This is a genomic window from Mycetocola sp. CAN_C7 (assembly GCF_015752285.1).
GTDB lineage: Bacteria > Actinomycetota > Actinomycetes > Actinomycetales > Microbacteriaceae > Mycetocola_A.
The window spans coordinates 522,309-549,035 of sequence record NZ_JADOUY010000002.1; the positions used below are offsets into that span (position 1 = coordinate 522,309).

A 26,727-nucleotide genomic window follows, 5' to 3' on the forward strand; every position below is an offset into this window, starting at 1 on the left:
TCACGAAAAAAGTTTGCGTAACAGACAGCGCTGCTTCACAAACAACTCAGGGGCGAGCCGAAGCTCGCCCCTGAGTTGAAACCAACGGATGCCTATTCGGCAGCTGCCGTCACAATGTTGATGACCTTACGGCCGCCCTTGGCGCCGAACTCGACCGAACCGGCCGAGAGGGCGAACAGGGTGTCGTCGCCGCCACGTCCGACGTTGACGCCGGGGTGGAAGTGAGTGCCACGCTGACGGACGATGATCTCGCCCGCAGAGACAACCTGACCACCGAAGCGCTTCACGCCGAGGCGCTGTGCGTTCGAGTCGCGACCGTTGCGAGTGGAACTCGCGCCCTTTTTGTGTGCCATGTCTGTTCTCCCTCAGGCTCTACTTGATGCCGGTGATCTTGACGCGCGTGAGCTCCTGACGGTGCCCCTGACGCTTCTTGTAACCGGTCTTGTTCTTGAACTTCTGGATGTGGATCTTGGGGCCGCGCAGGTTCTCGATGAACTCAGCGGTGACCGTGACCTTGGCAAGCTTCTCAGCGTCTGTGGTGATGTTCTCACCGTCGACGAGGAGGACGGCTGCCAGCTGGACCTTGCCGTCCTTGATGTTCTTGACCCGGTCCATCGTCACGATGGTGCCGACCTCAACCTTTTCCTGCCGACCACCGGCGCGCACTACTGCGTAAACCACTTCTCGTACCTACTTCTCTGGGGAGCTCTCGCTCCGAGCTCAATCTGTCAAGGAAAATTCACTGTGCGGTAGACCCCAGCGGGAAGGGAGGTCAAGCTGACAGAAAACCATGGGCAAAACGCGGGATAAGCCAACGTGCACCAACAGGAAACTTTACTTCATCGCACCCAATCCCACAAATGCGGCGGTTGCCGTGTCGCGCCTTTCTAAGATTCTCTCATGACCGTGCTCATCGACCCGCCGCGCTGGCCGGCCCATGACACGCTCTGGAGCCACCTGGTCAGCGACACATCGATCGACGAACTCCATGAATTCGCGGCAGCCGCCGGGCTCCCTCCCCGCAGTTTCGACCGTGATCACTACGACGTTCCGGCCGCCCGCTATGACGCGCTCGTCGCGGGCGGCGCAGTGCCCGTCGACGGGCACGAACTCGTTCGCCGGTTGATCGGCAGCGGCCTGCGCGTCACGGCGCGCCAGCGTCGGGCTCTCGGGCAGCAGCACTCCTGAAACGACGAACGGCGACAGGCCTTCAGAGGCCCGCCGCCGTTCTCCGAGTGAATCAGTCGCTCTGCGAGTGAGCTGCGTCTGCGTCGTGCGCCACCGGTGTACCGGTGAGGGCTGCGGTCGTCACACGACGACGGCGCGCCCGCCCCTTGCCCGGCTGCTTGGGCTCAGGCAACGCATCGAGCACGGAGCCGAGGAGGTCCTCGGCCGCTCGGGTGTCCACCCGCTGCTGCGGCTGGCGAGCTGGTTCGATCGGGATGTCGAGGATCGCGAGCGACGCGGCATCCGGCTGAGGGGCGTCCTGTGCAGGCTGAGACTGCTGCGCAGGCGCTTCGGCGGACTGCTGCTGTGACTTCTGCGACCGACGGCGGTCGTTGCGACGCTCGTTGCGGTCACTCCGATCGCTGCGTTCGTTCTTGTCGCTTCGGCCGTTGTTGCGGTCGGTTCCACGGTCGTTGTTGCGCTCGTCGCGGCCTTCGGTGGCCTGTTCGGCATCGGGCTGGGCCTGCGCATCGTCATCGGTGTGGTGCGCGATCGTCGACGCGGCGATCTTCGCCAGCGCGTTCTTCGCGTCGTCGGTGATGGCGTGTGTCGGTGCCTTCGACGCTGAGCCGTTTGCGTTCGAACCGTTGCCGTTAGAGGAGCCGTTCCGCGGTTCGTTGCCGCGTGAATCGTTGCTCCCCGAACCCTTGCCGCGACGCTTGGTCTCGGGCTGCGGGCTCTGGCGGTGCTTGACGACGGGGTCATGGTGGATGACGACACCCCGACCAGCGCAGACCTCGCATGGTTCGCTGAAGGACTCGAGCAGGCCGAGGCCGAGCTTCTTCCTCGTCATCTGGACGAGGCCGAGCGAGGTGACTTCGGCAACCTGGTGCTTGGTGCGGTCACGGCTGAGGCACTCGATCAGGCGACGCAACACGAGGTCGCGGTTCGACTCGAGCACCATGTCGATGAAGTCGACGACGATGATGCCGCCGATGTCGCGCAGGCGCAACTGACGGACGATCTCTTCGGCGGATTCGAGGTTGTTCTTGGTGACGGTCTCTTCGAGGTTGCCGCCTGAACCGACGAACTTGCCGGTGTTGACGTCGACGACGGTCATCGCCTCGGTGCGGTCGATGACGAGCGATCCACCGGACGGCAGCCAGACCTTGCGGTCGAGTGCCTTTTCGATCTGCTCGGTGATGCGGTACTCGTCGAACGCGTCACGGGTGCCCTCGTAGCGTTCGACCCGTTCGAGGAGATCGGGGGCGACGCTGCGGAGGTAGCTTTCGATGACTTCCTGTGCTTCGTCACCGGCGATCAGCATCTTCTGGAAGTCCTCGTTGAAGACATCACGGACGATCTTGATCAGAAGGTCCGGCTCACTGTGCAGGAGCGCCGGCGCCTGAACGCTCTCGACCTGCTTGCTGATGTCTGCCCACTGGTTGATGAGTCGGTTCACATCGAGCGTCAGCTGCTCTTCGGTCGCACCCTCGGCCGCGGTCCGCACGATGACGCCGACGTTGTCTGGGAGTACCTCTTTGAGGATCTTCTTGAGTCGCGCACGCTCGGTGTCAGGAAGCTTGCGTGAGATGCCGTTCATCGAACCGTTCGGCACGTAGACGAGGTACCGGCCAGGAAGCGACACCTGGCTGGTGAGACGGGCACCCTTGTGCCCGATGGGGTCCTTGGTGACCTGAACGAGAACCCGGTCGCCGGGCTTCAGAGCGAGCTCGATGCGTCGCGGCTGGTTGCCGGTCTCGACGGCATCCCAGTCCACTTCGCCGGAGTAGAGCACGGCGTTGCGGCCGCGGCCGATGTCGACGAAGGCGGCTTCCATGCTCGGAAGCACGTTCTGAACCCGGCCGAGGTAGACGTTGCCGATGAGCGACGCTTCCTGGTTGCGAGCGACGTAGTGCTCGACGAGCACACCATCTTCGAGAACACCGATCTGGATGCGGCCGTTCTTGGAGCGGACGACCATCTTGCGATCAACGGACTCGCGGCGGGCCAGGAATTCTGCTTCGGTCACCACGGGGCGACGGCGGCCGGCGTCGCGACCGTCACGGCGACGCTGTTTCTTGGCCTCGAGACGAGTGGAACCCTTGATGCGCTGCGGTTCAGTGATCAGTTCGGCCTCGCGGGGCTCCCGCGGCTGGCGAACCTTGACCACCGTGTTGGCTGGATCGTTCTGGTTGGAGCGGCGGTCGTCGTTGGAGCGGCGGCGGGCGCGGCGACGAACGGTCGACCGGTCCTCGTCGTCGTCGTCATCCTCGTCGTCGTCGTCGTCTTCGCGGTTCTCGCGAGGCGGAAGCGGCTTGACGTCGGGCGCCTGGAAGAAGAGCGCGGTGGTCGGAGCGCCGGTGAAGACCGGAAGGGCCAGAGCTGCCTGCTCGTCGTCGGGAGTGACGGCATCCGTTACCGGTGCGGCATCCGTTTCGGCGTCGACTGCGGGTGCGTCAGCTTCGGGCTGCGCCGGGCTCTGCTCCGAGTCGCTCGATGTTGCGTCGGGAGCGGTCTCACCGGTGGTGTCGAGGGCTGCACTCTCGTCTCCGGGGTTCACCTGCTCCGTTGCGTCTGACTGATGGTCATTGATGCTGTCTGAATTTTTATTCACCATTTCTGGTGGACTCCTCATCCGGCGGGGCGACCGCGCCGCCCTTCCGGGAATTATCGAGCGGGTGACCGCTTGCGCGTTCCTCCCGCAAATCCTGTATGTGAGTGGCTGGCCCTCTGGCTCTCGCCCCACATCTTCTGTGTCGATCGTTCTGACCGACGAAACTCTGTTTCCATCGAACACCGGTTCCGTGCTGTTTCGTTACGAGCACGGTGCCGATAAGCCTTCAGTTGTCACAAGCGCAGGGCGCGGCCCTGAACTCGTCCTGCCATTATCGCATGGTCCGGCCGTGCAGACGCGACCACGCGCCAGACCTGATCGGCTCCGTGGGATAATCCGGGAGTGACTTCTCGAGAAACGCGCCCCCGTCCGCTGGGTCTCGGGATCTTCCTGATCGTGGCCGGCATCATCGGCTGGGTGGCCGCGTTCGCGCTGACCGTCGAGAAGTTTCATCTCCTCGAATCGCCCGACGCCGTGCTCTCATGCGACTTCAGCCTGCTCGTGCAGTGTGGTGCGAATCTCTCGTCGTGGCAAGGATCGGTCTTCGGCTTTCCCAATCCCATACTCGGTCTCACCGGCTGGGTGGCGCCGATCGTGGTTGGCGCTGCGCTTCTCGCCGGTGCGAGATTCGACCGGTGGTTCTGGCTGCTCTTTCACGCCGGGGTGGCGTTCGCGATGGTGTTCGTCATCTGGCTGATCACGCAGAGCATCTTCGTTCTCGGGACGCTCTGCCCCTGGTGCATGGTGACCTGGTCTGTGACGATTCCGGTCTTCTGGGCCGTCACACTCCGTAACCTCTCGACCGGCGTCATCCCGGTTCCCGCCGGCATCAGGCGCGTCGCCGCCGGGCTGTACGGCTGGATCGTCATCGTCACGCTGGCCTGCTACGTCATTGTCGCCGTGATCGCGCAGCTGCGGCTCGACGTGCTCGCGACACTCTGACCGGAGTCGACGCATCCGTCGTTCGTGGCGGCATCCGGTCAGAGAACGCTCATACGACACAAAAGGTCACAACCAGGCGCCAGGAACGACCCTTGCTGTCCGATGAACGGGACGATGACAGTTCACACGACACAAAGGGTCGCACTCGGGCGCCCGAAGTAACCCTTTCTGTCAGACGACCGGATGCCGCCACGACAGATCACTCGCCCCAACGCGCAAGCGGCGGCACCCAGGGGATACCGCCGCTTCGCTACAACAGGTCTACGCGAACCAGAGCGCCAGCTCTCGCTCAGCAGACTCGGGGCTGTCGGATCCGTGCACCAGGTTCTGCTGAACCTTCAGGCCCCAGTCGCGGCCGAAGTCGCCACGGATGGTGCCAGGAGCGGCGAGCGTCGGGTCTGTCGTACCGGCGAGGGCACGGAAACCCTCGATGACACGGTTGCCCGCGACACGGATCGCGACGACCGAACCGGAGAGCATGAACTCCATGAGCGGCTCGTAGAACGGCTTGCCCTCGTGCTCGGCGTAGTGCTCGGCCAGGACCGAGCGGTCCGGCTGTACGAGGCGGATGTCGACGAGCGAGTATCCCTTCGCCTCAATACGCCGAAGGACCTCGCCGGTCAGGTTGCGGGCGACGCCATCAGGCTTGATCAGTACGAGTGTTTCTTCAACCATGTGTCCTAGTTTCCCATCTCTCCTGCCGAAGCAGCTTTCTGGCGATCGATCCGCCCACCGACGACCATGCAGTAGATCCACATGCCGAGGAAAGCGAGGCCGATGACCCACATCACCGGGACGAAGATGCCCGTGGCAACGATAACGCCTTGCAGTACCCAGCCGAGCCAGAAGCTCCACTCGTAGCGCAGCAGGGCGAGGGTCAGGAGCAGCGCGAAAACGATCACTCCCCCGCCGACCAATGCGACCGGCCCCGGCAGGACCTTCAGCCCGAACGCGACCAGCGCGGCGAGGAACACCACGATGACCTCGAACGCGAGCACGATCGACGCCAGCGACTGGCGGACCCCGCGGTGGGAGCCCCTCATTCCTTCCATCCGTTCTCTTCGGCGAGTTCGATGGCTTCACCTGCGAGCACAACCGAACCGGTCACGACGACGAGCCTGCTCTCGCCCTCGTTGGCCCAGTCGCGGGCCTCGAAGATGGCGTCCTCGAGGGTGTCGTATGCATGAATGAGTCCTGGGGGAACGGTTGCCCTGGCACGGTCTGCGAGCTCGTCGACCGGAACCGATCGTGACGAGCTCGATGTGGTCAGGTGGATGCGCTGCGCGAGCGGGGCCAGGACGGCGAGTATGCCCTCGGCATCCTTGTCGCCGAGCACGCCGAGCACGAAGACGACGTCACGGAAGTCGAAGTACTTGTCGAGTGCAGCCGCGAGCGACCGTGCGCCGTGCGGATTGTGAGCCGCGTCGACGAGGATGGTCGGCTCGATTCCGACGAGCTGCAGCCTGCCGGGCGACTCCACTTCGGTGAGCCCCTCCGTGAGCGGATCGGTCGAGAGACGCTGCAGACCATTGCCGAGAAAGGTCTCGACGGCAGCGATGGCGACGGCGGCGTTCTGACCCTGGTGGTCGCCGTAGAGCGGCAGGTACAGATCCGTGTATTCCCCGGCACGCCCGCGCACGCTGATCACCTGGCCGCCGACGGCGACGACGTCGCCGGTGAGCGCGAAGTCAACGTCCTGGGCGATCACGGGCGCCTCGGACAGCTCGGCGGCGTTCACGATCTGAGCCATGGCATCCGGATGCTGCGCCGCGGTCACCACGGTGGCCGCCGGCTTGATGATCCCGGCCTTCGTCCGTGCGATCTCGGCGACCGTCGTGCCCAGACGGTTGGTGTGGTCGAGATCGATCGGCGTGAAGACGGCGATCTGGGCATCAGCGACGTTCGTGGAATCCCACTCACCGCCCATACCCACCTCGACGACGGCGACATCGATGGGGGCATCCGCAAAGATTGCGAAGCCGAGCACGGTGAGCACTTCGAAGAAGGTCAGGGTCGGTTCGCCCGCCTCCTCCAGTTCGAGATCCACCATGTTGACGTAGGGCTGGATGTCATCCCAGTTGCGCACGAGCGTCTCGTTGGAGACCGGCTCGCCGTCGACGACGATCCGTTCGTTGAAATGCACGAGGTGGGGGCTGGTGAACAGACCGGTGCGCAGCCCGTACGCCCGAAGGATGCCCTCGATCATGCGGCTGGTGCTCGTCTTGCCGTTGGTTCCGGCGAGCTGGATGATCGGGAATGCCCGCTGCGGGTCTCCGAGCAGATCCAGCGCACGACGCGTCGGCTCAAGCCGTGGCTGCGGCGCTCCCTCACCGGTGCGGCTCAGCAGCGCTTCATAGACGGCGCGACCCTGCTCACTGAATTCGTCGTCGATCTCAGACATTGATGCTCCTGACCGCGCGGCTCACAGCCACGGTGAATGATCCGGCGTTCGCAAACGCGCCTGCGGCGAACTCCTGGTAGAACTCGACGGGGCCGCCGAGAAGCCCAGGCAGCCACTCCGCCGGGGTTCCGGCTCGGGATGCCTCCGGGACTTCGTCGAGGACGTGGATGGTGGATGACGGGGCGAGGGTCTCGGCGGCGATGTCGACGCCGGTGACGAACGAGATGGCATCCGCGTCTCTGGGGTCTGCGAAGACCAGGCCGAGCCTGATCCGGTCGCTGACATCGAATCCGGCGGCCTTGCGGGTGTCCTGCACCGACCGCACGACGTCGCGCGCGAGTCCCTCGGCTTCGAGCGCCGGGGTGAGGGCGGTGTCGAGAAGCACGAAGCCTCCACCTGCGAGAAGTGCGAGTGCGTTGTCTGAGCCGCCCTCGCTCGACCCGGTCTCGAGCACGAGGTCGTACTCTCCTGCTTCGAGGGCGATTCCGCCCGCTTTGACGACGCCGTCGGATTCAGACCAGTCTCCCGCTCGCGCTGCCTTGATCACGGTCTGCACGTTCTTGCCGAGACGCGGTCCTGCCGCGCGGGCTTTGACAGTGAGCCTGGAGGTGATGCCGTAGTCCGCAGCGCTCGAATCGGAGAGCTGGACGAATCGCACCTCCTTGACGTTGAGTTCGTCGCGGAGGATGTCGTCGAACGGCGCAAGGGCTGCGGGGTCCGGTGCGACGACGGTCAGGCTGCCGAGCGGCAACCGCACGCGGCGTCCTGCCTGCTTACGCAGAGACAGCACAGTCGAACTGATCACCCGGATCGAGTCCATCGCGGTGACGAGGACGTCGTCTTCTGGCAGCTCAGAAGCATCCGGCCAGTCGGCGAGGTGGATGCTCCGCCCTCCGGTGAGATCCTTCCAGATTTTTTCGGAGACGAGAGGCAGGAGCGGTGCAGCGGCGCGGGTCAGCGTCTCGAGCACGGTGTACAGAGTGTCGAAAGCTTCGCTGCCCGTGCCGTCGTCGCTCACGCCGGCCCAGAAGCGGTCGCGCGAACGGCGCACGTACCAGTTGGTGAGAACGTCGGCAAAATCCCTGAGCGTTGCAGCTGCCATGGTGGAATCCAGGCCCTCGAGATGTTCGGTGACCTCGGTGAGCATCACCCGGCTCTTGGCGAGGATGTACCGGTCGAGCACGTCGGTTGAATCGGTGCGTCGTTGGGCGTCATAGCCGCCATCGCGCGCGGAGTTGGCGTAGAGGCTGAAGAAGTACCAGGTGTTCCAGAGAGGTAAGAGCATCTGGCGAACACCCTCACGGATGCCTTCCTCGGTGACGACGAGGTTGCCGCCGCGCAGAACGGAACTCGACATGAGGAACCAGCGCATGGCATCCGACCCGTCACGGTCGAAGACCTCGTTGACGTCGGGGTAGTTGCGGAGCGACTTCGACATCTTCTGACCGTCGCTGCCGAGCACGATGCCGTGGCTGACCACGTTCTTGTACGCGGGGCGGTCGAACAGTGCAGTGGAGAGCACGTGCAGCGTGTAGAACCAGCCGCGGGTCTGGCCGATGTACTCGACGATGAAGTCCGCCGGGTTGTGAGAGTCGAACCATTCGCGGTTCTCGAACGGGTAGTGCACCTGCGCGAACGGCATCGATCCGGAGTCGAACCAGACATCGAGAACATCGGTGATGCGCCGCATCGTCGACTGACCGGTGGGGTCGTCGGGGTTCGGCCGGGTCAGCTCGTCGATGAACGGACGGTGAAGGTCGGTCGGTCGCACACCGAAGTCCTGCTCGAGCTCGTCGAGGGAACCATAGACGTCGACCCGCGGGTAGTCGGGGTTGTCGCTCTTCCAGACCGGGATCGGGGAGCCCCAGTACCGGTTGCGGCTGATCGACCAGTCGCGGGCGTTGCCGATCCACTTGCCGAACTGGCCGTGCTTGACGTTCTCAGGCACCCAGTTGATCTGTTCGTTGAGGTCGACCATCCGGTCGCGGAACTCGGGCACGCGGATGAACCAGCTCGACACCGCCTTGTAGATCAGCGGGTTGCGGCAACGCCAGCAATGCGGGTAGCTGTGTTCGTAGCTGGCCTGCCGGAGAAGGCGGCCCTCCGCTTTGATCAGCTGAGTAAGCGGCTTGTTGGCGTCTGACCAGAGCTGACCGGCAACGTCTGTGACCTCGGGAAGGAAACGGCCGCCGTCGTCGAGTGAGATGACGACGGGGATTCCTGCCGCCTCGCAGATCTTCTGGTCTTCTTCACCGTATGCGGGAGCCTGGTGCACGATGCCGGTTCCGTCTTCGACGGTGACGTAGTCGGCCACGAGGATGCGCCAGGCATCCTGCAGTCCGAACTCGTCGACGTCGGAGTAGTAGTCGAACAGCCGATCGTAGGTGACGTCCTGCAGCTCGGAACCGACGACGCTTCGGGAGATTGCGGCGACGGCGTCAGCGGCGGACTCGTAGCCGAGGTCCTTGGCGTAGTTGCCGACGAGGGCGGTTGCGAGCAGGTATTCGCCGCCGAGCACCTCTGTGGTGCCGCCGTTCTCGTGCTTTTCGCGCAACACCGTGGCATCCGGGGTTCCATTGGGGCCGGCGGGAACGACCGCGTACTCGATGTCCGGACCGACCGCGAGGGCGAAGTTCGTCGGCAAGGTCCACGGGGTCGTCGTCCAGGCCAGCGCTCGGACACCGGTGAGGCCGAGCGACTCGGCCTTCATGCCGACGAGCGGGAAGGTGACGGTGACCGTCTGGTCCTGGCGCATCTTGTAGACGTCGTCGTCCATCCGCAGCTCGTGGTTGGAGAGCGGGGTCTGGTCGCGCCAGCAGTACGGCAGCACCCGGTAGCCCTCATAGGCGAGGCCCTTCGAGTGCAGCTGCTTGAACGCCCAGATGACGCTCTCCATGAAGGTGATGTCGAGCGTTTTGTAGTCGTTCTCGAAGTCGACCCACCGCGCCTGGCGGGTGACATAGCGTTCCCAGTCCTCGGTGTACGTCAGGACGGAGTCTTTCGCCGCCTGGTTGAAGGCCGCGATGCCCATCTCTTCGATCTGGCTCTTATCGGTGATTCCGAGCTGACGCTCGGCCTCGAGCTCGGCGGGGAGCCCGTGGGTGTCCCAGCCGAAGCGGCGGTGCACTTGTTTGCCTCGCATCGTCTGGAACCGCGGAAAGACATCCTTCGCGTACCCGGTGAGTAGATGACCGTAGTGCGGAAGGCCGTTCGCGAATGGCGGACCGTCGTAGAAGACCCACTCGTCGTTGCCTTCACGCTGGTCGACGGATGCCTCGAATGTTGCGTCGCTCTTCCAGAAGGCGAGGACGTCCTGCTCGATCTCGGGGAAGCTCGGCGACGGCGTCACGCCGAATGCGGCCCCTGATCGAGGCGTTTCGTCGTGGAACTTGGGGTACGGCATTTTTCTCCCGGCAGGTTTCGATTTTCACCTGCGAGGGCGGATCAGGATCGATCCGCGGTACCACCTCGCTTGCCGCGCATGTCGGCCGCTCGTTCATTGGCTGTGACGGGCCAGACCCGCCCGGTTCTACTGGGCGGCGATGGTGCATGCCGCTGTTCTTCCGGAGACTCCCCGGTGATGGCCGGTTCGCAGTCGTTGCTTCAAGGATAGCGGGTCGGTCGACCTCTCACGCGAGTTGCCGGGTTTGTGGGGGTGAGCAGACAGCCGCACCACCCCAAAGTCAGCAACTCGCGGTCATGACGATCGGGTCAGGGAGGTGAGAACTCCCGCCCCGACCTCGGCATCGTCGACCGTGACGACGAGACGGCGGCCATCCGTCCGGGTGATCTCGATTGCGGGTCCTTTGCGCATGATGATCCCGGATCGGCGACCGGACGCCATCCGCCAACCCCAGCCGCCGAAGTCGGCCGTGGGGTTCACCTCGATCACACGAACCTCGGCGATCTCGGCGTTCGGGATGCTGATCCGCGGCCATCCGAGGGCGCCCCGCACGAGAAATCCACGGCGGTCCGCCCTCACCCGCCAGAACGACATGCCCGTGTAGGTCAGGATCACACACACGGAGATTCCGATGGCGAACGGCAGACCGCTCGCAGAACCCAGGGAAGCGAGGATGCCGGCTCCCCCCGCGAACACGAGGACCCCGACGATCAGGGCGACCACCGCACCGGAGATGCGGACGGTGCGTTGCCAGAACACCCGCTCGTCCGGGGCGAGCTCGATCGGCTGGGCCTCAGCCTCTTCGTCGAAGCTCGGCGAAACCGCTTTCGGGAGGACGAACCACACAAGGGTAGCCAAGAGAAGTCCCCCGAGAACGCCGGCGAGCATCGGACCGGCGATGTCGGGGGCATCGGCCGCATCGTCGAGACTTCGCTGGGCAGCGAGCGAACCGATGGTCCCCACGGTGAGCAGAACGCTCAGGAAGTGGCGTCCAACGAAGAGGATCTTGTCGTTCGCCGTGAGACGGCCCCGCCGACGTGCGCTGCTGAGAGCGAGCTCGGTGAAAATGGTGAAGACGAGGGTGATCCCGATCGGAAGGAGGATCAGCGTCCAGGCGCTCCCAAAGCCGTCAGCACCCTTGCCGCCCCAGTGGATCGCGACAGGATCCGGAAGCTCGGGCAGCCAGGTGATGGCGAGGAGGGCTCCGCAGAGTGCGATGAGCATCGGAAGGACGGCGCCGATGATCAGGTGCCGTTTGCGGCCGCGAATCGTGCGCTGGTCGTCGGTCATCTGAATGTCTCCCGGAGCAGTGAATTGACGGTCTCTGGGCCGATGCCGAGGTTTCGAGCCTCGGTGACGACCGTGTCGATCGCGGCGCTGAGCTGGCTGTAGCGCTGGGCGCTGTCGGTGATGATTGCTCCCCGGCCCCTGCGGAGTTCGACAAGTCCCTCATCGCGCAGCAGCTGATACGCGCGGAACACGGTGTGAACGTTGATGTCGAGGGATCCGGCGAGGTCGCGAGCGGTCGGCAGCCGCTCGCCGGCCTTCACCCCGCCAGAGAGAACGGCGCCCCGGATACTGCCGGCCAGCTGATCGAACAGCGGAACCGCGGAGCCTGGGTCGATGCGAAGGAGCATGGCTCGATTTCATAGTTCTAGTTCCTCTAGAACAAGTAGGGATCGACCCCTGTCAGGCGCGGCTGCGACACTGTCGGAATGGACAACCAGGAACCCTTCGCCGACCAACGCCTGGTGCGCGAGATCCGACGCTCGAGTGATGCAATCATGTCGGGCGGCGAGTGGCCGGCATCCATTCCCGCTGTCGGAGCGCTGCTGGAATCCGGACTCCACCTCGGCGAGGGCGTCACTTTTCTCATCGGCGAGAACGGCAGCGGCAAATCCACCATCATCGAAGCCGCCGCAGCCGCATACGGGCTCGGACCTGAGGGCGGAACAATCCACTCCGCGCACACGACCACACCGACCGAGTCGCCGCTCGCTGACTGGATCAGCCTCGTTCGCCGCCCCGGCGCTCGAACCTGGGGCTTCTTTCTCAGGGCCGAGACCATGCACGGCTATTACACGTTCCAGAAAGAGCTGGCGGGCGGCAACGACTTCCACAGCATGAGCCACGGGGAATCGTTCCTGGCGATCGCCGAGTCCTACCTGACCAGTCCAGGGTTCTATTGCCTCGATGAACCGGAGGCGGCCCTGTCGTTCAGCTCAACGCTCGCCATGATGAGAGTGCTTGCCGACCTCGCCGCCAACGGGTCACAGGTGCTCTGCGCGACGCACTCCCCCGTCCTGGCATCGCTGCCGGGGGCGACGATCTACGAACTCGGCGAGCATGGCATCCGTCGGTCCGAGTGGCGCGACCTCGACATCGTGTCGCACTGGAAGACATACCTCGACGCTCCAGACCGTTACCTGCGCCACCTGCTCGACTGACCACTGTCATAACGCGCGGGTGAACCCGTCGCAGATGGGCGCGATGGCCGCGTCGACGTAGTCGGCGAGGGGGCGACGTCGGACCCCGGCCCTGGCCCAGACTCCTGCAGCTGCTGCTGCGGCCGCGAGCACGGCGAATGCGATCGCCTGTGTCGACTCGACGGACGTTCCCAGGCGTTCCACGAGATATCGGTCGAGGACAGCCGCCTGTTTCATGAAACGAGCCAGTCCTGACGCCTGGAGTTCGTCCTGGGTGCCCATGAGTTCGTACTGGGTGAGCGCCCACGGCACGCTGTCGGCAGGATGCGATGCGGCCACCGCGGTGATCGCAGCACGCACGGCATCCATCGGGGGCCGGTCTGGGTCGACCTCTGACAGTGCCGCCGCCAGCCCGGACATCGTCTGATCGAAGTCGACCCACAGCAGATCGCCCTTCGACGGAAAGTAGTTGAAGAAGGTGTTTCTGCTCACTCCGGCGCGCGCGGCGATCTGGTCGATCGTCGTTCCTGCATAGGTCTGCTCGAGGAAGAGCTCCGCTGCGGCCTCCTCGAGGATGCGCTGAGACGATCGTCTCGGGCGCCCGACCGCGCCGACCCCTTCACTCATGTCTGCTCATTCCTGTCCACAGAATGGTATCGACACCGGATGTCACAGCGAGCCTTGCCCGGACGCGCGGGAATTCGGTCGGCCACTTCCGGGTTAGTAGACTGAGCCCAGATAATGTCTCGATTCTCCGGAAGAACACCCCCCATGCATTCAGCTCTCCCCCCTCGCTCGCGCCGCGGCCTCGCCGCGGTCGGCGCCCTCGCGGCTGCCGCGCTCGTCCTGACCGGCTGTCAGGCGACGCCGACTCCCCCGAGTGACACCCCGACCTCCGGCGGGACGCTGACCTACGCGAGCGGCGACGCCGAGCCGACCTGCCTCGACCCGCACGTCGGCGGAAACTACCCGCAGGCCCTCCTCGCCACCCAGGTGTTCGACTCCCTCGTCTCGCGCAACGCAGACGGAGAGATCATTCCCTGGCTCGCCACAGCGTGGGAGGTGGCAGAAGACGGGCTGAGCTGGGAGTTCACCCTCCGCGACGACGTCACCTTCACCGACGGGACGCCGTTCAACGCCGAGGCCGTTGTGGTGAACATGAACCATCTCCAGGATCCGGCGACCGAATCCTCCACGGGGTACCTTGCGCTCGGCAAGGTGAGTGCGGTCGAGGCGGTTTCCGAGACCGTTGCGCGCTTCGAGCTCACCCAGCCGGACAGTGCCCTGCTCGAATCCCTTGCCCAGCCGTGGCTCGGCATCGAATCACCCGCCGGAATCGCGCGCGGGATGGAAGAGAACTGCGAATCCCCCATCGGAACCGGACCGTTCGTGATCGACGAGTGGGTCAAGCAGGACCACGTGAGCCTCGTCCGCAACGACGACTACGTCTCACCACCGGCAGACGCCTCACACGAAGGTGCCGCGTACCTCGATGGCATCGACTGGCGTTTCATCCCTGACTCCGCCTCGCGGTACGCCGCGCTCCAGAGCGGCCAGGTCGACGTCATCGACAATGCCCAGCCGGACACGCTCGCCGCGGCCGAGGAAGCCGGGACCCTGACCGAACTCGACGCCCCACGCCCCGGAGCATCCAATCGGATCGAACTCAACTCGGGCAAGGCACCATTCGATGACGTCCGCGTGCGCGAAGCGTTCGTTCGCGCCGTCGACATCAACGACGGCATCGACTCCCTCTTCTTCGGCAGCGCGACCCGGTCGTACTCGCCTCTCTCGAGCGTCGAAGTCGCCGCATACTCCGACGATTCCCTGTTCGACGTCGACCTTGATCGCGCGAACGAACTCCTCGATGAGGCGGGATGGAGCGAACGGGATGCCGACGGTTACCGAGTGAAAGACGGCGAGCGCCTCACACTCGACTTCCCGGTCTCGACGAACCAGTCGATCCCGGCCGAGCAGTCCCTGTTCGAACAGATCCAGGCAACGGCGAAGGACGCGGGATTCGAGGTCTCGATCAGCCTGCTCGACCTCTCCGGCTGGTACACCGCGCTCGGCGCCAACGAGTATGACATCGTCAGTGCGCCGTACACGAAACTCGGCCCGGACGTACTCCGGATCCTCTTCCACTCGTCAGGGATCACCCCTGCCCCGAGTGGTTACTTCGCCAACCACGCACAGGTCAGCATCCCGACACTGGACGAACTGCTGACCCGCGCATCCGAAGTGACGGATGAGACCGAGCGAGACGAGCTCTACGCCGACGCGCAGCGCCTGATCCTCGAGGGTTACTACGTTCTGCCTCTCTACGACCAGCAGAACCACTTCCTTATCGGCCCGGCCGTCTCCGGTACCCGTGCACTGCCGACGGTATCCACCCCGACGTTCTATGACGCCTGGCTCACGGACTGAGTCCGGCCGCCTGGCGCTGGGGAGCCGGCGCGTCTCGCGCTGGCTCCTGAGCCGCCTGGCAGGATCCGTCTTCGTGCTGTGGGCCGTCGCGACCCTCACCTTCTTCGCGATCAGACTCATCCCGGGCGACCCGGCCGAGGCCGTCCTCGGCGGACCCGGGTCGCAGGCCTCGGAGGAGACCCTCGAACAGGTCAGGCGAGATTATGGCCTCGACCAGCCGCTCGTTGCGCAGTATCTGCAGTCCCTCGGTCGACTGGCCACCGGCGATCTCGGGTCGTCCTATGCCCTCAAAGTGCCCGTCGGCGAACTTCTCGCTGCACAACTCGGTGGAACCATCCTCCTCGCCGTCGTCGCGCTGGCACTCGCGTGGCTGATCGCCATCGGTTTGTCTCTCTGGTCGACCACGGGCGGACGGGTCGCCGCCTCGGTGGGGCAGGGCATCGAACTCACGAGCGCCGCACTCCCCCACTTCTGGCTCGCCACGGTTCTCATCGCCGTGTTCAGCACACAGCTCGGCTGGTTTCCCCCGGTGTCGACGGGCGACCTCAGGGGCCTCATCCTCCCCGTGGTCACCCTTGCCCTTCCACTCTCCGGGTTCCTCGCCCAGGTGATGCGCGGGACGCTGCTCGACACCCTCGACTCTCCGTTCATCCTGTCCGCACGCGCACGCGGGGAGGGCGAGATCGGCATCCGCCTGCGCCACGCACTCCGGCACGCGGCGATACCCGGAATCAGTTTGTCGGGCTGGGCGCTCGGGTACCTCATTTCGGGAGCCGTCGTCGTTGAGACGATCTTCGCGAGGCCAGGTCTCGGGCGAACCCTGCTCCAGGCGGTGACCCTGCGTGATGTCCCCGTCGTCACCGGCGTCGTCATCGTCGTCGCGGTTGTCTATATCCTGATGACCGTCGTGACGGATGCCGCGTCCCGGCTCGCCGATCCTCGCTTGCGACTCGAGGAGACACGATGAGTGAACTCGAGGTCCGTACCGTCACCGCGACCGCTGCCAGACGGCGGCGCCGGATCGGGATCGGCGAACTGCTCGCTCTGCTTTTCGTCCTGTTTCTGCTGGCAGCGACTCTCGTACCCGGGCTGGTCAGCACGGCCGACCCGAACGCGATCGACGCCCGGGCGGCGTTCAGCACACCGAGCACGAGCCACTGGTTCGGTACAGACGAATCAGGTCGGGATGTCTACAGCCGCGTCGTCGCCGGCACCGGGACCTCCCTTCTCATCGGAGTCTCGGCCACGGCCATCGGTCTGTCCCTGGGACTGGTCCTCGGGGTGATCGCGGGTTTCGGTGGCCGGGTCCTCGACTTCACCGTCAACCGCGTGGTCGAGGTGCTGTTCGCCTTCCCCGGCCTGCTGCTCGCCCTACTGGTGATCGTCATCGCCGGCCCCGGCCCGGTGACGGCCACCATCGCCGTCGGACTCTCGACCGCCCCCGGATATGCTCGAATCATCCGGGGTCAGCTCGTCGGTATCCGCTCGTCAGCGTGGGTGGAATCCGCTCGGGTCCTCGGGCATTCGCCGACCCGGATTCTCCGCAGGCACATCCTGCCGAACGCCCTTGCACCGTTGTTCGTCCTGGCCACGCTCGGCGTCGGCCAGGCCGTCGTATGGGCAGCAGCACTCAGCTACCTCGGTCTCGGCGCTCAGCCGCCGGCCGCGGAATGGGGCGCGATGCTCTCAGCCGGTCGCACCTACATCGGCTCGGCCTGGTGGCTGACCGTGTTCCCCGGTCTGATGATCGTGCTCACCACCATCGCATCGACGGTGCTCGGTCGTAGCCTCGCGACGCGATCCAGGGAGGCCTGAGATGACCGAACTTCTCGATGTCGCAGGGCTGCAGGTCGCGTTCGGGGCGGCCGATGCGTCCACAACGGTCGTCCATGACCTCTCGCTGGGCATCGGCAGAGGCGAATGCGTGGCGATCGTCGGGGAATCCGGGTCGGGAAAGAGTGTCACAGCACGGTCGCTCCTCGGCCTGGCCGGACGCACGGCGACGGTGAATGCCGACCGCCTGAGGATCGCGGGTCAGGATCGATCGATCAGCACCGAGCGGGAGTGGCGCCGCGTGCGCGGGCGCGACGTCGGGCTCGTGCTGCAGGACGCCCTGGTGTCCCTCGACCCGCTTCGCCCGATCGGCAGGGAGATCGCCGACACCCTGCGACTCCACCGGCGGATGACCGCTGCGGCGGCGACCACCCACGTGCACGAACTTCTCGAGCGGGTCGGCATGCCCGACCCGGCGCGCGCAGCCCGACAGAGAGCCGGTGAACTCAGCGGAGGTCTGCGCCAGCGGGCTCTCATCGCCTCCGCCATCGCCCTCGACCCACCGCTCCTCATCGCTGACGAACCGACGACCGCGCTCGACGTCAGCATCCAGGCTCGTATCCTCGCCCTCATGACGCAACTGAAGCGGTCAGGAACCGGCATCCTGCTGATCAGCCACGACCTCGCCGTCGTCAGCGCGATCGCTGATCGCGTGATCGTGCTGCGCAACGGACGGGTGGTCGAGTCCGGGCTGACCTCGACCGTTCTCACCTCCCCTGCCACTGACTACACGCGCGAACTGATCGCCGCTGTGCCGTCCGGGCGACCGCGCGGCGTTGCCCTGCTCGACCCGGGGACAGAGGCCGCCTCCCGGGCGGCGTCCGTCCTCAGCGCACCTTTCCCCGCCGAACAGGCACCAGTGCTGCGCGGAACGTCACTCGTGAAGACCTACCCGTCTCCTGCCGGCCGATTCCGTGCGGTCGATGACGTCTCGTTCGAGATCCGCCGGGGCGAAACCCTCGGCCTCGTCGGAGAGTCGGGGTCAGGCAAGACCACCGTCGCCCGCCTCGCTCTCGCTCTGACCGCGGCGGACGCAGGCACGGTGACGCTGGACGGAGTGAACTGGCTGGATGCGCCTGAAAGAGAGAGGCGCCCGCTCCGGCGGCGCATCGGGGCGATCTACCAGGACGCGCTGAGCTCATTCGACCCACGGTTCAGGGTCGGGCGGATCCTCGAGGATGCGATCGGGCAGGCACCTCCAGAACACCGGGAAAGCGTCGACCAGCTTCTCGACTCGGTAGGACTCCCCCGCGACATCGCCGGATCACGCCCTCTCCATCTCTCAGGAGGCCAGCGGCAGCGGGTGGCGATCGCCCGGGCTCTGGCCGCGGCACCAGAGGTCCTGATCTGCGATGAGCCGGTGTCTGCGCTCGACGTGACGATCCAGGCGCAGGTCCTCGACCTCCTCGACGGGCTGCAACGCGAACGCGGGCTCGGCTACCTGTTCATCTCGCACGACCTGGGTGTGATCAGGCACATGAGCGACCGGATCGCTGTGATGCAGCGTGGGCGCATCGTGGAGTCCGGTCCGACGGCATCGGTTCTCGACGACCCGCAGCATCCGTACACCGCCCAGCTGGTGCGCGACACCCCGACGCTGAGCGTCTGACCCTCCTCCGCCGGGGCACCGTGGCGGTTCCGGTGCTCCAGTACGATGGAAAACGGACCAGACACACTCAGGCACGTTCACACGGTGCCGCCTATATCGAAACCGGAGTTCCCCATGACCGCGCACGTTCCAGACAAACCAGTGCTCGAAGGCCTCGAAGCCAAGTGGGGGCCGGTCTGGGAAGACCAGGGCACGTACCGGTTCAACCGGGCTGCAGCTGTCGAAGCCGGTTCCGACTGTGTGTACTCCATCGACACCCCGCCGCCAACGGCATCCGGCTCGCTGCACATCGGCCACGTCTTCAGTTACACGCACACGGATGTCATCGCGCGCTTCCAGCGGATGATCGGCAAGCAGGTCTTCTACCCGATGGGTTGGGACGACAACGGGCTGCCGACCGAACGCCGCGTGCAGAACTACTACGGCGTGCGCTGCGACCCCACCCTGCCGTACGACGCCGGCTTCGTGCCGCCGTTCGAAGGTGGAGAGGGCAAGAGCTCAAAGGCCGCCGATCAGAAGCCGATCTCACGCCGCAACTTCATCGAACTGTGCGAAAGACTCACCGCTGAGGACGAGAAGCAGTTCGAAGCACTCTGGCGCACCCTCGGCCTGTCGGTCGACTGGGCCCAGACCTACCGCACCATCGGTGACGATTCGATCCGATCGAGCCAGCTCGCCTTCGTGAGGAACGTCGAGCGTGGCGAGGCCTACCAGGCCATGGCACCGACCCTGTGGGACGTGACCTTCCGTACCGCCGTCGCCCAGGCCGAGCTCGAAGACAAGGAACAGCCGGCCGCCTACCACCGGCTCTCCTTCCATAAGCCAGACGGCGGAACGATCGAGATCGAGACCACCCGCCCTGAACTCCTCCCGGCGTGCGTTGCGCTCGTCGCCCACCCGGATGACGAGCGCTACCAGCCGTACTTCGGCACCACGGTGACGACCCCGGTCTTCGGCGTCGATGTCCCGGTGCTCGCCCACCACCTGGCTCAGCCAAACAAGGGCGCCGGCATCGCGATGATCTGCACATTCGGCGATGTGACCGACGTTGTCTGGTGGCGCGAACTCGACCTTCCGAACCGAACCATCATGGGACGCGACGGTCGCATCATCTCCGAGGCGCCGGATGTCATCACGTCGGAGTCCGGTCAGGCCGCATACGCCGAGCTCGCAGGCAAGACCGTCTTCAGTGCCAAGCAGGCCGTCGTGAAGCTGCTCGCCGAATCCGGCGACCTCCTCGGCGACCCCACGCCCATCACGCATCAGGTGAAGTTCTACGAGAAGGGCGACAAGCCACTCGAGATCGTCTCCACGCGCCAGTGGTACATCAAGAACGGCGCGCGCGACGAAGACCTCCGTGCCCGACTGCTCGAACTCGGCAACGAGCTGCAGTGGCACCCCGACTTCATGCGGGTCCGCTACGAAAACTGGGTGAGCGGCCTCACCGGTGACTGGCTCATCTCGCGCCAGCGATTCTTCGGCGTGCCGATCCCGATCTGGTACCCCCTCGACGACGACGGCAACCCGGTACACGACACACCGATCGTGGCGGATGCCGCCACACTGCCCGTCGACCCCTCGAGCGACACCGCTCCCGGGTACGACGAATCACAGCGCAACGTGCCCGGCGGATTCGTGGGCGAACTCGACATCATGGACACCTGGGCGACCTCGTCTCTCACCCCGCAGCTCGCAGGTGGGTGGGAGCGTGACCCTGAGCTCTGGAACCTCGTGTTCCCGTACTCACTGCGGCCACAGGGCCAGGACATCATCAGGACCTGGCTGTTCTCCACGATGCTCCGCTCCGTTCTCGAATACAACGACAAGCCGTGGGAGCACGCCGGACTCTCGGGCTGGATCCTCGACCCCGACCGCAAGAAGATGTCGAAGTCGAAGGGCAACGTCATCACCCCGGCCGACATCCTCGAAAAGCACGGTTCAGACGCGGTGCGCTACTGGGCGGCATCGAGCCGTCTGGGGACCGACGCCGGGTTCGACCCGCAGAACCCGACCCAGATCAAAATCGGGCGCCGTCTCGCTATCAAGGTCCTCAACGCCTCGAAGTTCATTCTCAGCTTCGAGTCAGCAGCGGATGCGTCGGTGACCGAGGCGATCGACCTCAGCATGCTGGCGACCCTGCGCACCGTGGTGGCGGATGCGACCACGGCGTTCGGGTCCTACGACCACGCCCGGGCGCTCGAGACCACCGAGTCATTCTTCTGGACCTTCTGCGACGACTACCTCGAGCTGGTGAAGGAGCGCGCATACGACCCCGCACACCCCGGGCAGGCGTCGGCCGTCGCGGCTCTCCGGAAGGCACTCAGCATTCTTCTGCGCCTGTTCGCCCCGTTCATCCCGTTCGCGACGGACGAGGCGTGGTCATGGTGGAACGACGGATCGGTTCACTCAGCGGCCTGGCCGACGATCGACGAGCTCGATGGTGCGGGTGACCCGGCGCTGCTCGTTCTCACCGGCCAGGCTCTCACAAGCATCCGCCGGGCGAAGACCGATGCGAAGGCGTCGCAAAAGGCGACCCTGACCGAGGCGACCATCACGGGAACCCCGGATCAGATCGCTCTTCTGACCCTCGCGCAAGGGGATCTCACCGCGGTCGGACGTATCGTTAGACTCAGGTTCACTCCCGGAGACGAGTTCGCCGTGAGTGACGTGGAATTCGCCCCGGTCGACGTTCCCACGTCGAACCCGAGTTGAGGAGCACAACAATGACGTTCGACATCCGCCCTGTCCGCGACGGCGACTTCTTTAACTGGCTGCCGCTGTTCGCTTCCTACGGGAACTTCTACGGCACCCCGGTTCCCGACGAGAAGGCCCTCCTCGTCTGGAGCTGGCTCACCTCTGGCACTCACGGCGTCTCCGGCCTGGTCGCTCAGAACGACGACGGCGCCCTCGTGGGGCTCGCCCACTATCGCACCTTCGCCCGGCCGCTTGCCGGTGGTACCGGTCTCTACCTCGACGATCTTTTCGTGAACGCCGACGACCGCGGCAACGGTATCGGGACGGCGCTGATCGGCCGGGTCACCGAGATCGCAGCCAGTCAGCATGCAGGGATCGTCCGCTGGGTCACTGCTCCAGACAACGACGAGGCGCAGGTGCTCTACGACAAGCTCGCTGAGCGTACGTCGTGGATCACATACGACCTCACCGTCTGACGGAGACGATCATGCAGCTGGGCACGCGGTGGACGGTCGGCGACTCGCCGCCGGTCGGACTCCCCGACGTCGTCGTCGCAGCCGTGCGCACCGCCGAGGATGAGCTCGCCGCCGAAGACGTCGATACGCGGGACTGGCGCTGGACTCTCACCTGGCTCGAACGCCGCCCGGTGATCGAGCTCGACGATGGGACCGTTATCACCTACAACCCGGTCTCCGACACCGCGACCATCCGTCAGCATGATGCAGACGAGGCACCGACAGACGACGACTGACGTCAGGTGCTCGGCGGATTTCGGGCTACTTGCGCGCGAGAATCTCGCCGTGGGGCATGGCATACCAGCTGCGCTCATCGCTGACCCACTCGGTCCACGCCGCCGAGATTTCCTCGAGGTCGGCCTGAGTGGCAGCGCCCGTCTCCAGCGACTGGGGGGCGAAGCTCGACTTGAGCGCGCGTTCCGCCCAGGCACTTCCCCACCAGTCCCTGTCGTCCTCGTCGGAGAAGCACCAGATCGACGCCGAGCTCTCCACCTCGGTGAACCCGGCTTCCATCGCCCACGCCTTGAGCGAGCGTCCGGCGTTCGGTTCGCCGGTGTTGGACCGTGCAACGGACTGGTAGACCCTCATCCAGGTGTCGAGACCAGGCAGCAGCGGATACCACGACGCTGCACCATAGATCACGTCGCGCGCCGCGACGATTCCGCCTGGCTTCACCACCCGGCGCATCTCCCGGAGAACGGCGATGGGGTCTGCCACGTGCTGAAGCACCTGGTGCGCGTGGACGATGTCGAACGTGTCGTCGGCGAAGTCGAGAGCGTACGCATCCCCCGCCATGAAGTCGACGTTGAGGATCTCGCTGTCCCTGGCGAGCGTCGATGCCTGAATGCTGACCTCAGCCGATGCATCCATTCCGACGACGGCGCCAGGATTCACCCGCGTCGCGATGTCGATGGTGATCGTTCCCGGGCCGCTGCCCACGTCCAGCACACTGACGCCCGGTGTGAGGTAGGGCGCAAGATAGGCGGCGGAGTTGTCGACGGTTCGCCAACTGTGGGTACGGAGCACACTCGCGTGGTGCCCGAGGGTGTAACGCTCGGATGATGCCATGGATCAAGCCTATGTGTGCGCCGACACCGGCCAGTGCCATGTGTCAGCCCTATGGTGGGTGAATGCCTGACACGTCGAATCCGTTTTCCGCGCCGAGCACGCTGCCGTACCAGCTGCCTCCATTCGCCGACATCGTCGACGATCATTTCCGGCCGGCCTTCCTGCAGGGAATGGCTGAGCAGCTCGCCGAGGTGAGAACCATCACTGCGAACATCGACGCCCCGACCTTCGCGAACACCCTGTTGCCGCTCGAACGTTCAGGACAGCTGCTCGACCGGGTCAGTTCCGTCTTCTTCAACAAGAGTTCGGCGGACTCGAGCCCGGCGACCACCGAGCTGGAGGAGGAGATCGCTCCGCTTCTCGCTGCCCATTCAGATGCGATCCGCCTCGACGCCGACCTCTACGCCCGGATCGACGCTCTGTACACTCGCATCGACGAGCTCGGCCTGGATGACGAATCCCGGTACCTCCTCGAGCGCTACCGAACCGAGTTCACACTCGCAGGAGCCGGACTGAACAACGCAGACAAGGACCTCCTGCGCGGGCTGAACAGTGCCCTGTCGACGCTCACGACACGGTTCGAGAAGAATCTCCTCGCCGACACCAATGAGCTGGCCGTCGTGATCGACGATGTAGCCGAGCTCGACGGCCTCGCGCCGGATGAGATCTCCGCAGCCGCCGAGGCGGCCTGGGACCGCGGACTCGAGGGGTGCTACCTCCTCACCCTCGTGCTTCCGACCGGACATCCGGCGCTGGCCAGCCTGACCCGGCGTGACGTTCGGGAGCGGCTCATGCGCGCGTCGCGGTCACGCGGCATCCGCGGCGGGCATCACGACAACCGTCAGCTCGTTCGCGACATCAGCCGCCTGCGGGCCGAGCGTGCGTCGCTCCTGGGTTTCGAGTCCCATGCTGCATTCGTGACCGCCGACCAGACCGCGAGGCTTCCTGAGAACGTCGCGGCGATGATGGAGTCCCTCGCCCCGGCCGCCGCTCGCAACGCCCGTCGGGAACAGGCGGACCTGCAGTCGCTCGCCGATGAGGGCGAGAGCCCGCACGTCGTCGAGAGCTGGGACTGGGCGTACCTCACCGAGCAGCTCCGGACGAAACGGTTCGCCGTCGACACCGCTGCCATGCGTCCTTTCCTCGAAGCGGAGCGGGTGCTCGCTGACGGTATCTTCTTTGCCGCCGAACGGTTGTACGGCATCCGTTTCACCGAGCGCGCCGACCTCGTGGCGTACCATCCCGACGTGCGGGTCTTCGAAGTGACCGAGGGAGACGGGGTTCCGGTCGGGTTGTACCTGCTCGACCTGTACACGCGCGATACCAAGCGCGGGGGCGCGTGGATGAACCCGCTCATCTCGCAGAATGCTCTCCTCGACCAGCCGACGGTCGTCGTGAACAACCTCAACGTGCCGAAGCCTCCTCGCGGTCAGCCGACGCTGCTGAGTTTCGACGAGGTCACGACCTTCTTCCATGAGTTCGGGCATGCGCTGCACGGCCTGCTCGCCCGGGTCACCTACCCACGGTTCGCAGGGACGAACGTGTTCCGGGACTTCGTGGAGTTCCCGAGCCAGGTGAATGAGATGTGGATGCTCTGGCCGGAGGTGCTCAGCAACTACGCGGTGCACCACGAGACCGGCGAACGGATGCCTCAGAATCTCGTCGACAACCTGCTCAGGTCGGCCTCGTTCAACGAGGGATTCCTCACCAGCGAATATCTGGCCGCCGCGATGCTCGACCAGGCCTGGCATCGCATCTCTGCCGGTACTGTCGTCGACGACGTCGCCGCTTTCGAGGCGGAAGCGCTCACCTCCGCCGGGCTCGACAACCCGGCGGTACCCACCCGATACTCCAGCACCTATTTTGCCCATACATTTTCGGGTGGCTACGACGCCGGCTACTACTCGTACATCTGGAGCGAGGTGCTCGACGCGGATGCCGTCGAGTGGTTCACAGAGAATGGCGGGCTGTCGCGCGAGAACGGCGACCGCTTCCGTGCGCTGCTGCTGGGTGTCGGTGGCAGCAAGGATCCGCTGGAGGCCTACAGGAACTTCCGAGGGCGCGACGCCCGCATCGAGCCGTTGCTGGCAAGGCGCGGGCTGGAGTCGTAAGGCGCGAGCTGTGTGCGACTGCTCGATCACTAGCGGCTGTTGCTGTGGTCGCTCCGACAACAACGGTCACGAAAAAGCGAGAACTGGAGCCACAAGTGTCCACGCCACGAGATTCGGGACGTCTCGCGAGCGATGGGACTGTGAAGGGCGAGCCTCACCGCATCGCTCAGACTGAGCGCAGGGACTTCTCTAGGCCGACTTCTCTAGGCCGACTTCTCCTGGCGACGCGGCTTGTGAGGAACAATCGTCGGCGCGGCGTTCTCCAGTACAGACTCGCGCGTGATGACCACCCGCGCGACCTCTTCGGTCGACGGCACCTCGAACATGACAGGGCCGAGCACCTCTTCGAGGATCGCGCGGAGGCCACGGGCACCGGTCTTGCGGAGAACGGCCAGGTCGGCGATTGCCTCGAGGGCACTCTGCTCGAACTCGAGTTCGACGCCATCGATCTCGAACATGCGCTGGTACTGACGCACGAGCGCGTTCTTCGGCACTGTGAGGATCTCCATCAGCGCGTGCTGGTCGAGCGGCGTCACCGTCGTGACGACGGGAAGGCGCCCGATGAACTCAGGGATGAGCCCGAACTTGTGCAGGTCTTCCGGCAGCACCTCGCTGAAGAGGTTCATGTCGTCGCCCTTGGAGTGCAGCGGGGCGCCGAAGCCGATGCCCTTCTTGCCCGCGCGCGACGAGATGATCTCCTCGAGACCGGCAAACGCTCCGGCAACGATGAAGAGCACGTTCGTCGTGTCGATCTGGATGAATTCCTGGTGCGGATGCTTGCGCCCGCCCTGTGGGGGAACAGATGCGACGGTTCCCTCGAGAATCTTGAGCAGCGCCTGCTGCACGCCCTCACCGGACACATCGCGGGTGATCGACGGGTTCTCGGCCTTGCGGGCGATCTTGTCGACCTCATCGATGTAGATGATTCCGGTCTCTGCGCGCTTGACGTCGTAGTCGGCGGCCTGGATGAGCTTCAGCAGGATGTTCTCGACGTCCTCGCCGACGTACCCGGCCTCGGTGAGCGCCGTGGCATCCGCAACCGCGAACGGCACATTCAGCCGCTTGGCCAGTGTCTGGGCCAGGTAGGTCTTGCCGCACCCGGTCGGGCCGATCAGGAGGATGTTGCTCTTGGCGATCTCGATGTCGTCAGAGATCGAATCGGCACTGGCGAGGGACGTGCGTGCACGGGTGCGCTTGTAGTGGTTGTAGACGGCGACCGACAGGGCGCGCTTGGCGGGCTCCTGGCCGATGACGTACTCCTCGAGGAAGTTGAAGATCTCTTTCGGCTTCGGGAGTTCGAAATCAGGGGCTGCGGCCTCGCCCGCCTCGGCGAGACGTTCCTCGATGATCTCGTTGCACAGCTCGACGCACTCGTCACAGATGTACACCCCGGGGCCTGCAATGAGCTGCTGGACCTGCTTCTGGCTTTTGCCGCAGAAGGAGCACTTCAGCAGGTCGGCACTCTCACCGATTCGAGCCATCAGTCCACACTCCTTTTGCTGGCCGGCCTCTTG

At 65.1% G+C, this 26,727-nt stretch carries 23 protein-coding genes; 11 read left to right on the top strand and 12 right to left on the bottom strand.

All coding sequences use genetic code 11. The features are described from left to right. Window positions 1-92: 92 nt before the first annotated feature. The gene (rpmA, locus tag IWX78_RS06180) at window positions 93-353 is read right to left on the bottom strand and encodes a 50S ribosomal protein L27 (RefSeq protein WP_121672712.1); all 261 of its coding nucleotides are present in this window, start codon (window positions 351-353) and stop codon (window positions 93-95) included. Window positions 354-372: 19 nt separating this feature from the next. Further along, window positions 373-681: a 50S ribosomal protein L21 gene (gene rplU / locus IWX78_RS06185; protein WP_196832613.1), complete on the bottom strand. Its 309-nt coding sequence runs from the start codon at window positions 679-681 to the stop codon at window positions 373-375. A gap of 219 nt (window positions 682-900) precedes the next feature. Between rplU and IWX78_RS06190 the strand changes: the two genes are divergently transcribed. After that, window positions 901-1,188: a DUF4031 domain-containing protein gene (locus IWX78_RS06190; protein WP_196832614.1), complete on the top strand. Its 288-nt coding sequence runs from the start codon at window positions 901-903 to the stop codon at window positions 1,186-1,188. Window positions 1,189-1,240: 52 nt separating this feature from the next. Here IWX78_RS06190 and IWX78_RS06195 read toward each other — a convergent pair whose 3' ends face one another. Beyond that, window positions 1,241-3,805, bottom strand: a complete 2,565-nt coding sequence (locus tag IWX78_RS06195) for an Rne/Rng family ribonuclease (protein ID WP_442929214.1) — start codon at window positions 3,803-3,805, stop codon at window positions 1,241-1,243. Window positions 3,806-4,126: 321 nt separating this feature from the next. Here IWX78_RS06195 and IWX78_RS06200 point away from each other — a divergent pair, with 321 nt between their 5' ends. Next, the gene (locus IWX78_RS06200; protein ID WP_196832616.1) at window positions 4,127-4,726 is read left to right on the top strand and encodes a vitamin K epoxide reductase family protein; all 600 of its coding nucleotides are present in this window, start codon (window positions 4,127-4,129) and stop codon (window positions 4,724-4,726) included. 261 nt (window positions 4,727-4,987) lie between these two features. On the opposite strand, the gene ndk is transcribed toward IWX78_RS06200, so the two are convergent. From ndk to IWX78_RS06230, 6 genes are all read right to left on the bottom strand, one after another. After that, entirely contained in the window at window positions 4,988-5,401 is a 414-nt protein-coding gene (gene ndk / locus IWX78_RS06205) for a nucleoside-diphosphate kinase (RefSeq protein WP_196832617.1), read from the bottom strand. A 5-nt stretch (window positions 5,402-5,406) separates the two neighbouring features. Beyond that, window positions 5,407-5,769: a DUF4233 domain-containing protein gene (locus IWX78_RS06210; protein WP_196832618.1), complete on the bottom strand. Its 363-nt coding sequence runs from the start codon at window positions 5,767-5,769 to the stop codon at window positions 5,407-5,409. Further along, the gene (locus IWX78_RS06215; protein WP_196832619.1) at window positions 5,766-7,127 is read right to left on the bottom strand and encodes a bifunctional folylpolyglutamate synthase/dihydrofolate synthase; all 1,362 of its coding nucleotides are present in this window, start codon (window positions 7,125-7,127) and stop codon (window positions 5,766-5,768) included. Before IWX78_RS06215 ends, IWX78_RS06210 begins: the two co-directional genes overlap by 4 nt. After that, window positions 7,120-10,530, bottom strand: a complete 3,411-nt coding sequence (ileS, locus tag IWX78_RS06220) for an isoleucine--tRNA ligase (protein WP_196832620.1) — start codon at window positions 10,528-10,530, stop codon at window positions 7,120-7,122. The genes IWX78_RS06215 and ileS overlap by 8 nt, the downstream gene beginning before the upstream one ends. A gap of 294 nt (window positions 10,531-10,824) precedes the next feature. Beyond that, window positions 10,825-11,820 carry a DUF1648 domain-containing protein gene (locus tag IWX78_RS06225; protein WP_196832621.1) on the bottom strand — a complete coding sequence of 332 codons (996 nt, stop codon included), beginning with the start codon at window positions 11,818-11,820 and terminating at the stop codon, window positions 10,825-10,827. After that, entirely contained in the window at window positions 11,817-12,167 is a 351-nt protein-coding gene (locus IWX78_RS06230) for a GntR family transcriptional regulator (protein WP_196832622.1), read from the bottom strand. Before IWX78_RS06230 ends, IWX78_RS06225 begins: the two co-directional genes overlap by 4 nt. 78 nt (window positions 12,168-12,245) lie before the next feature. Between IWX78_RS06230 and IWX78_RS06235 the strand changes: the two genes are divergently transcribed. Then, complete coding sequence (locus tag IWX78_RS06235; RefSeq protein WP_196832623.1) at window positions 12,246-12,977, top strand: AAA family ATPase; 732 nt, start codon at window positions 12,246-12,248, stop codon at window positions 12,975-12,977. A gap of 6 nt (window positions 12,978-12,983) precedes the next feature. Here the strand turns inward: IWX78_RS06235 and IWX78_RS06240 are convergent, their stop codons facing one another. Next, entirely contained in the window at window positions 12,984-13,583 is a 600-nt protein-coding gene (locus IWX78_RS06240) for a TetR family transcriptional regulator (protein ID WP_196832624.1), read from the bottom strand. A gap of 144 nt (window positions 13,584-13,727) precedes the next feature. Between IWX78_RS06240 and IWX78_RS06245 the strand changes: the two genes are divergently transcribed. The 7 genes from IWX78_RS06245 (at window position 13,728) to IWX78_RS06275 (ending at window position 22,270) form a co-directional block, all read left to right on the top strand. Then, entirely contained in the window at window positions 13,728-15,383 is a 1,656-nt protein-coding gene (locus IWX78_RS06245) for an ABC transporter substrate-binding protein (RefSeq protein ID WP_196832625.1), read from the top strand. Continuing rightward, a complete protein-coding gene (locus tag IWX78_RS06250; RefSeq protein WP_196832626.1) occupies window positions 15,361-16,350 on the top strand; it encodes an ABC transporter permease in 990 nt (329 codons plus the stop codon). The genes IWX78_RS06245 and IWX78_RS06250 overlap by 23 nt, the downstream gene beginning before the upstream one ends. Next, window positions 16,347-17,198 (top strand): ABC transporter permease, encoded by an 852-nt coding sequence (locus IWX78_RS06255; protein ID WP_196832627.1) that lies wholly within the window; start codon window positions 16,347-16,349, stop codon window positions 17,196-17,198. Before IWX78_RS06250 ends, IWX78_RS06255 begins: the two co-directional genes overlap by 4 nt. A 1-nt stretch (window position 17,199) precedes the next feature. Further along, window positions 17,200-18,825 (top strand): dipeptide ABC transporter ATP-binding protein, encoded by a 1,626-nt coding sequence (locus tag IWX78_RS06260; RefSeq protein WP_196832628.1) that lies wholly within the window; start codon window positions 17,200-17,202, stop codon window positions 18,823-18,825. A 114-nt stretch (window positions 18,826-18,939) separates the two neighbouring features. Beyond that, entirely contained in the window at window positions 18,940-21,537 is a 2,598-nt protein-coding gene (gene valS / locus IWX78_RS06265; RefSeq protein ID WP_196832629.1) for a valine--tRNA ligase, read from the top strand. 11 nt (window positions 21,538-21,548) lie between these two features. Further along, complete coding sequence (locus tag IWX78_RS06270; protein ID WP_196832630.1) at window positions 21,549-21,995, top strand: GNAT family N-acetyltransferase; 447 nt, start codon at window positions 21,549-21,551, stop codon at window positions 21,993-21,995. 11 nt (window positions 21,996-22,006) lie between these two features. Further along, window positions 22,007-22,270, top strand: a complete 264-nt coding sequence (locus IWX78_RS06275) for a hypothetical protein (protein WP_196832631.1) — start codon at window positions 22,007-22,009, stop codon at window positions 22,268-22,270. A gap of 25 nt (window positions 22,271-22,295) precedes the next feature. On the opposite strand, the gene IWX78_RS06280 is transcribed toward IWX78_RS06275, so the two are convergent. Further along, complete coding sequence (locus IWX78_RS06280) at window positions 22,296-23,102, bottom strand: methyltransferase domain-containing protein (protein ID WP_196832632.1); 807 nt, start codon at window positions 23,100-23,102, stop codon at window positions 22,296-22,298. A gap of 62 nt (window positions 23,103-23,164) precedes the next feature. Here IWX78_RS06280 and IWX78_RS06285 point away from each other — a divergent pair, with 62 nt between their 5' ends. Further along, the gene (locus IWX78_RS06285; protein WP_196832633.1) at window positions 23,165-25,213 is read left to right on the top strand and encodes a M3 family metallopeptidase; all 2,049 of its coding nucleotides are present in this window, start codon (window positions 23,165-23,167) and stop codon (window positions 25,211-25,213) included. A gap of 203 nt (window positions 25,214-25,416) precedes the next feature. Here IWX78_RS06285 and clpX read toward each other — a convergent pair whose 3' ends face one another. Continuing rightward, a complete protein-coding gene (clpX, locus tag IWX78_RS06290; protein WP_196832634.1) occupies window positions 25,417-26,694 on the bottom strand; it encodes an ATP-dependent Clp protease ATP-binding subunit ClpX in 1,278 nt (425 codons plus the stop codon). Window positions 26,695-26,727: the final 33 nt, after the last annotated feature.

Excerpts from the sequence above, each read along its gene's own strand:
- rpmA (WP_121672712.1), bottom strand. The coding sequence starts at position 353 with ATGGCACACAAAAAGGGCGCGAGTTCCACTCGCAACGGTCGCGACTCG.
- IWX78_RS06190 (WP_196832614.1), top strand. The coding sequence starts at position 901 with ATGACCGTGCTCATCGACCCGCCGCGCTGGCCGGCCCATGACACGCTC.
- IWX78_RS06195 (WP_442929214.1), bottom strand. The coding sequence starts at position 3,805 with ATGAGGAGTCCACCAGAAATGGTGAATAAAAATTCAGACAGCATCAAT.
- ndk (WP_196832617.1), bottom strand. The coding sequence starts at position 5,401 with ATGGTTGAAGAAACACTCGTACTGATCAAGCCTGATGGCGTCGCCCGC.
- IWX78_RS06210 (WP_196832618.1), bottom strand. The coding sequence starts at position 5,769 with ATGAGGGGCTCCCACCGCGGGGTCCGCCAGTCGCTGGCGTCGATCGTG.
- IWX78_RS06215 (WP_196832619.1), bottom strand. The coding sequence starts at position 7,127 with ATGTCTGAGATCGACGACGAATTCAGTGAGCAGGGTCGCGCCGTCTAT.
- ileS (WP_196832620.1), bottom strand. The coding sequence starts at position 10,530 with ATGCCGTACCCCAAGTTCCACGACGAAACGCCTCGATCAGGGGCCGCA.
- IWX78_RS06225 (WP_196832621.1), bottom strand. The coding sequence starts at position 11,820 with ATGACCGACGACCAGCGCACGATTCGCGGCCGCAAACGGCACCTGATC.
- IWX78_RS06230 (WP_196832622.1), bottom strand. The coding sequence starts at position 12,167 with ATGCTCCTTCGCATCGACCCAGGCTCCGCGGTTCCGCTGTTCGATCAG.
- IWX78_RS06235 (WP_196832623.1), top strand. The coding sequence starts at position 12,246 with ATGGACAACCAGGAACCCTTCGCCGACCAACGCCTGGTGCGCGAGATC.
- IWX78_RS06240 (WP_196832624.1), bottom strand. The coding sequence starts at position 13,583 with ATGAGTGAAGGGGTCGGCGCGGTCGGGCGCCCGAGACGATCGTCTCAG.
- IWX78_RS06245 (WP_196832625.1), top strand. The coding sequence starts at position 13,728 with ATGCATTCAGCTCTCCCCCCTCGCTCGCGCCGCGGCCTCGCCGCGGTC.
- IWX78_RS06250 (WP_196832626.1), top strand. The coding sequence starts at position 15,361 with ATGACGCCTGGCTCACGGACTGAGTCCGGCCGCCTGGCGCTGGGGAGC.
- IWX78_RS06255 (WP_196832627.1), top strand. The coding sequence starts at position 16,347 with ATGAGTGAACTCGAGGTCCGTACCGTCACCGCGACCGCTGCCAGACGG.
- IWX78_RS06260 (WP_196832628.1), top strand. The coding sequence starts at position 17,200 with ATGACCGAACTTCTCGATGTCGCAGGGCTGCAGGTCGCGTTCGGGGCG.
- valS (WP_196832629.1), top strand. The coding sequence starts at position 18,940 with ATGACCGCGCACGTTCCAGACAAACCAGTGCTCGAAGGCCTCGAAGCC.
- IWX78_RS06270 (WP_196832630.1), top strand. The coding sequence starts at position 21,549 with ATGACGTTCGACATCCGCCCTGTCCGCGACGGCGACTTCTTTAACTGG.
- IWX78_RS06275 (WP_196832631.1), top strand. The coding sequence starts at position 22,007 with ATGCAGCTGGGCACGCGGTGGACGGTCGGCGACTCGCCGCCGGTCGGA.
- IWX78_RS06280 (WP_196832632.1), bottom strand. The coding sequence starts at position 23,102 with ATGGCATCATCCGAGCGTTACACCCTCGGGCACCACGCGAGTGTGCTC.
- IWX78_RS06285 (WP_196832633.1), top strand. The coding sequence starts at position 23,165 with ATGCCTGACACGTCGAATCCGTTTTCCGCGCCGAGCACGCTGCCGTAC.
- clpX (WP_196832634.1), bottom strand. The coding sequence starts at position 26,694 with ATGGCTCGAATCGGTGAGAGTGCCGACCTGCTGAAGTGCTCCTTCTGC.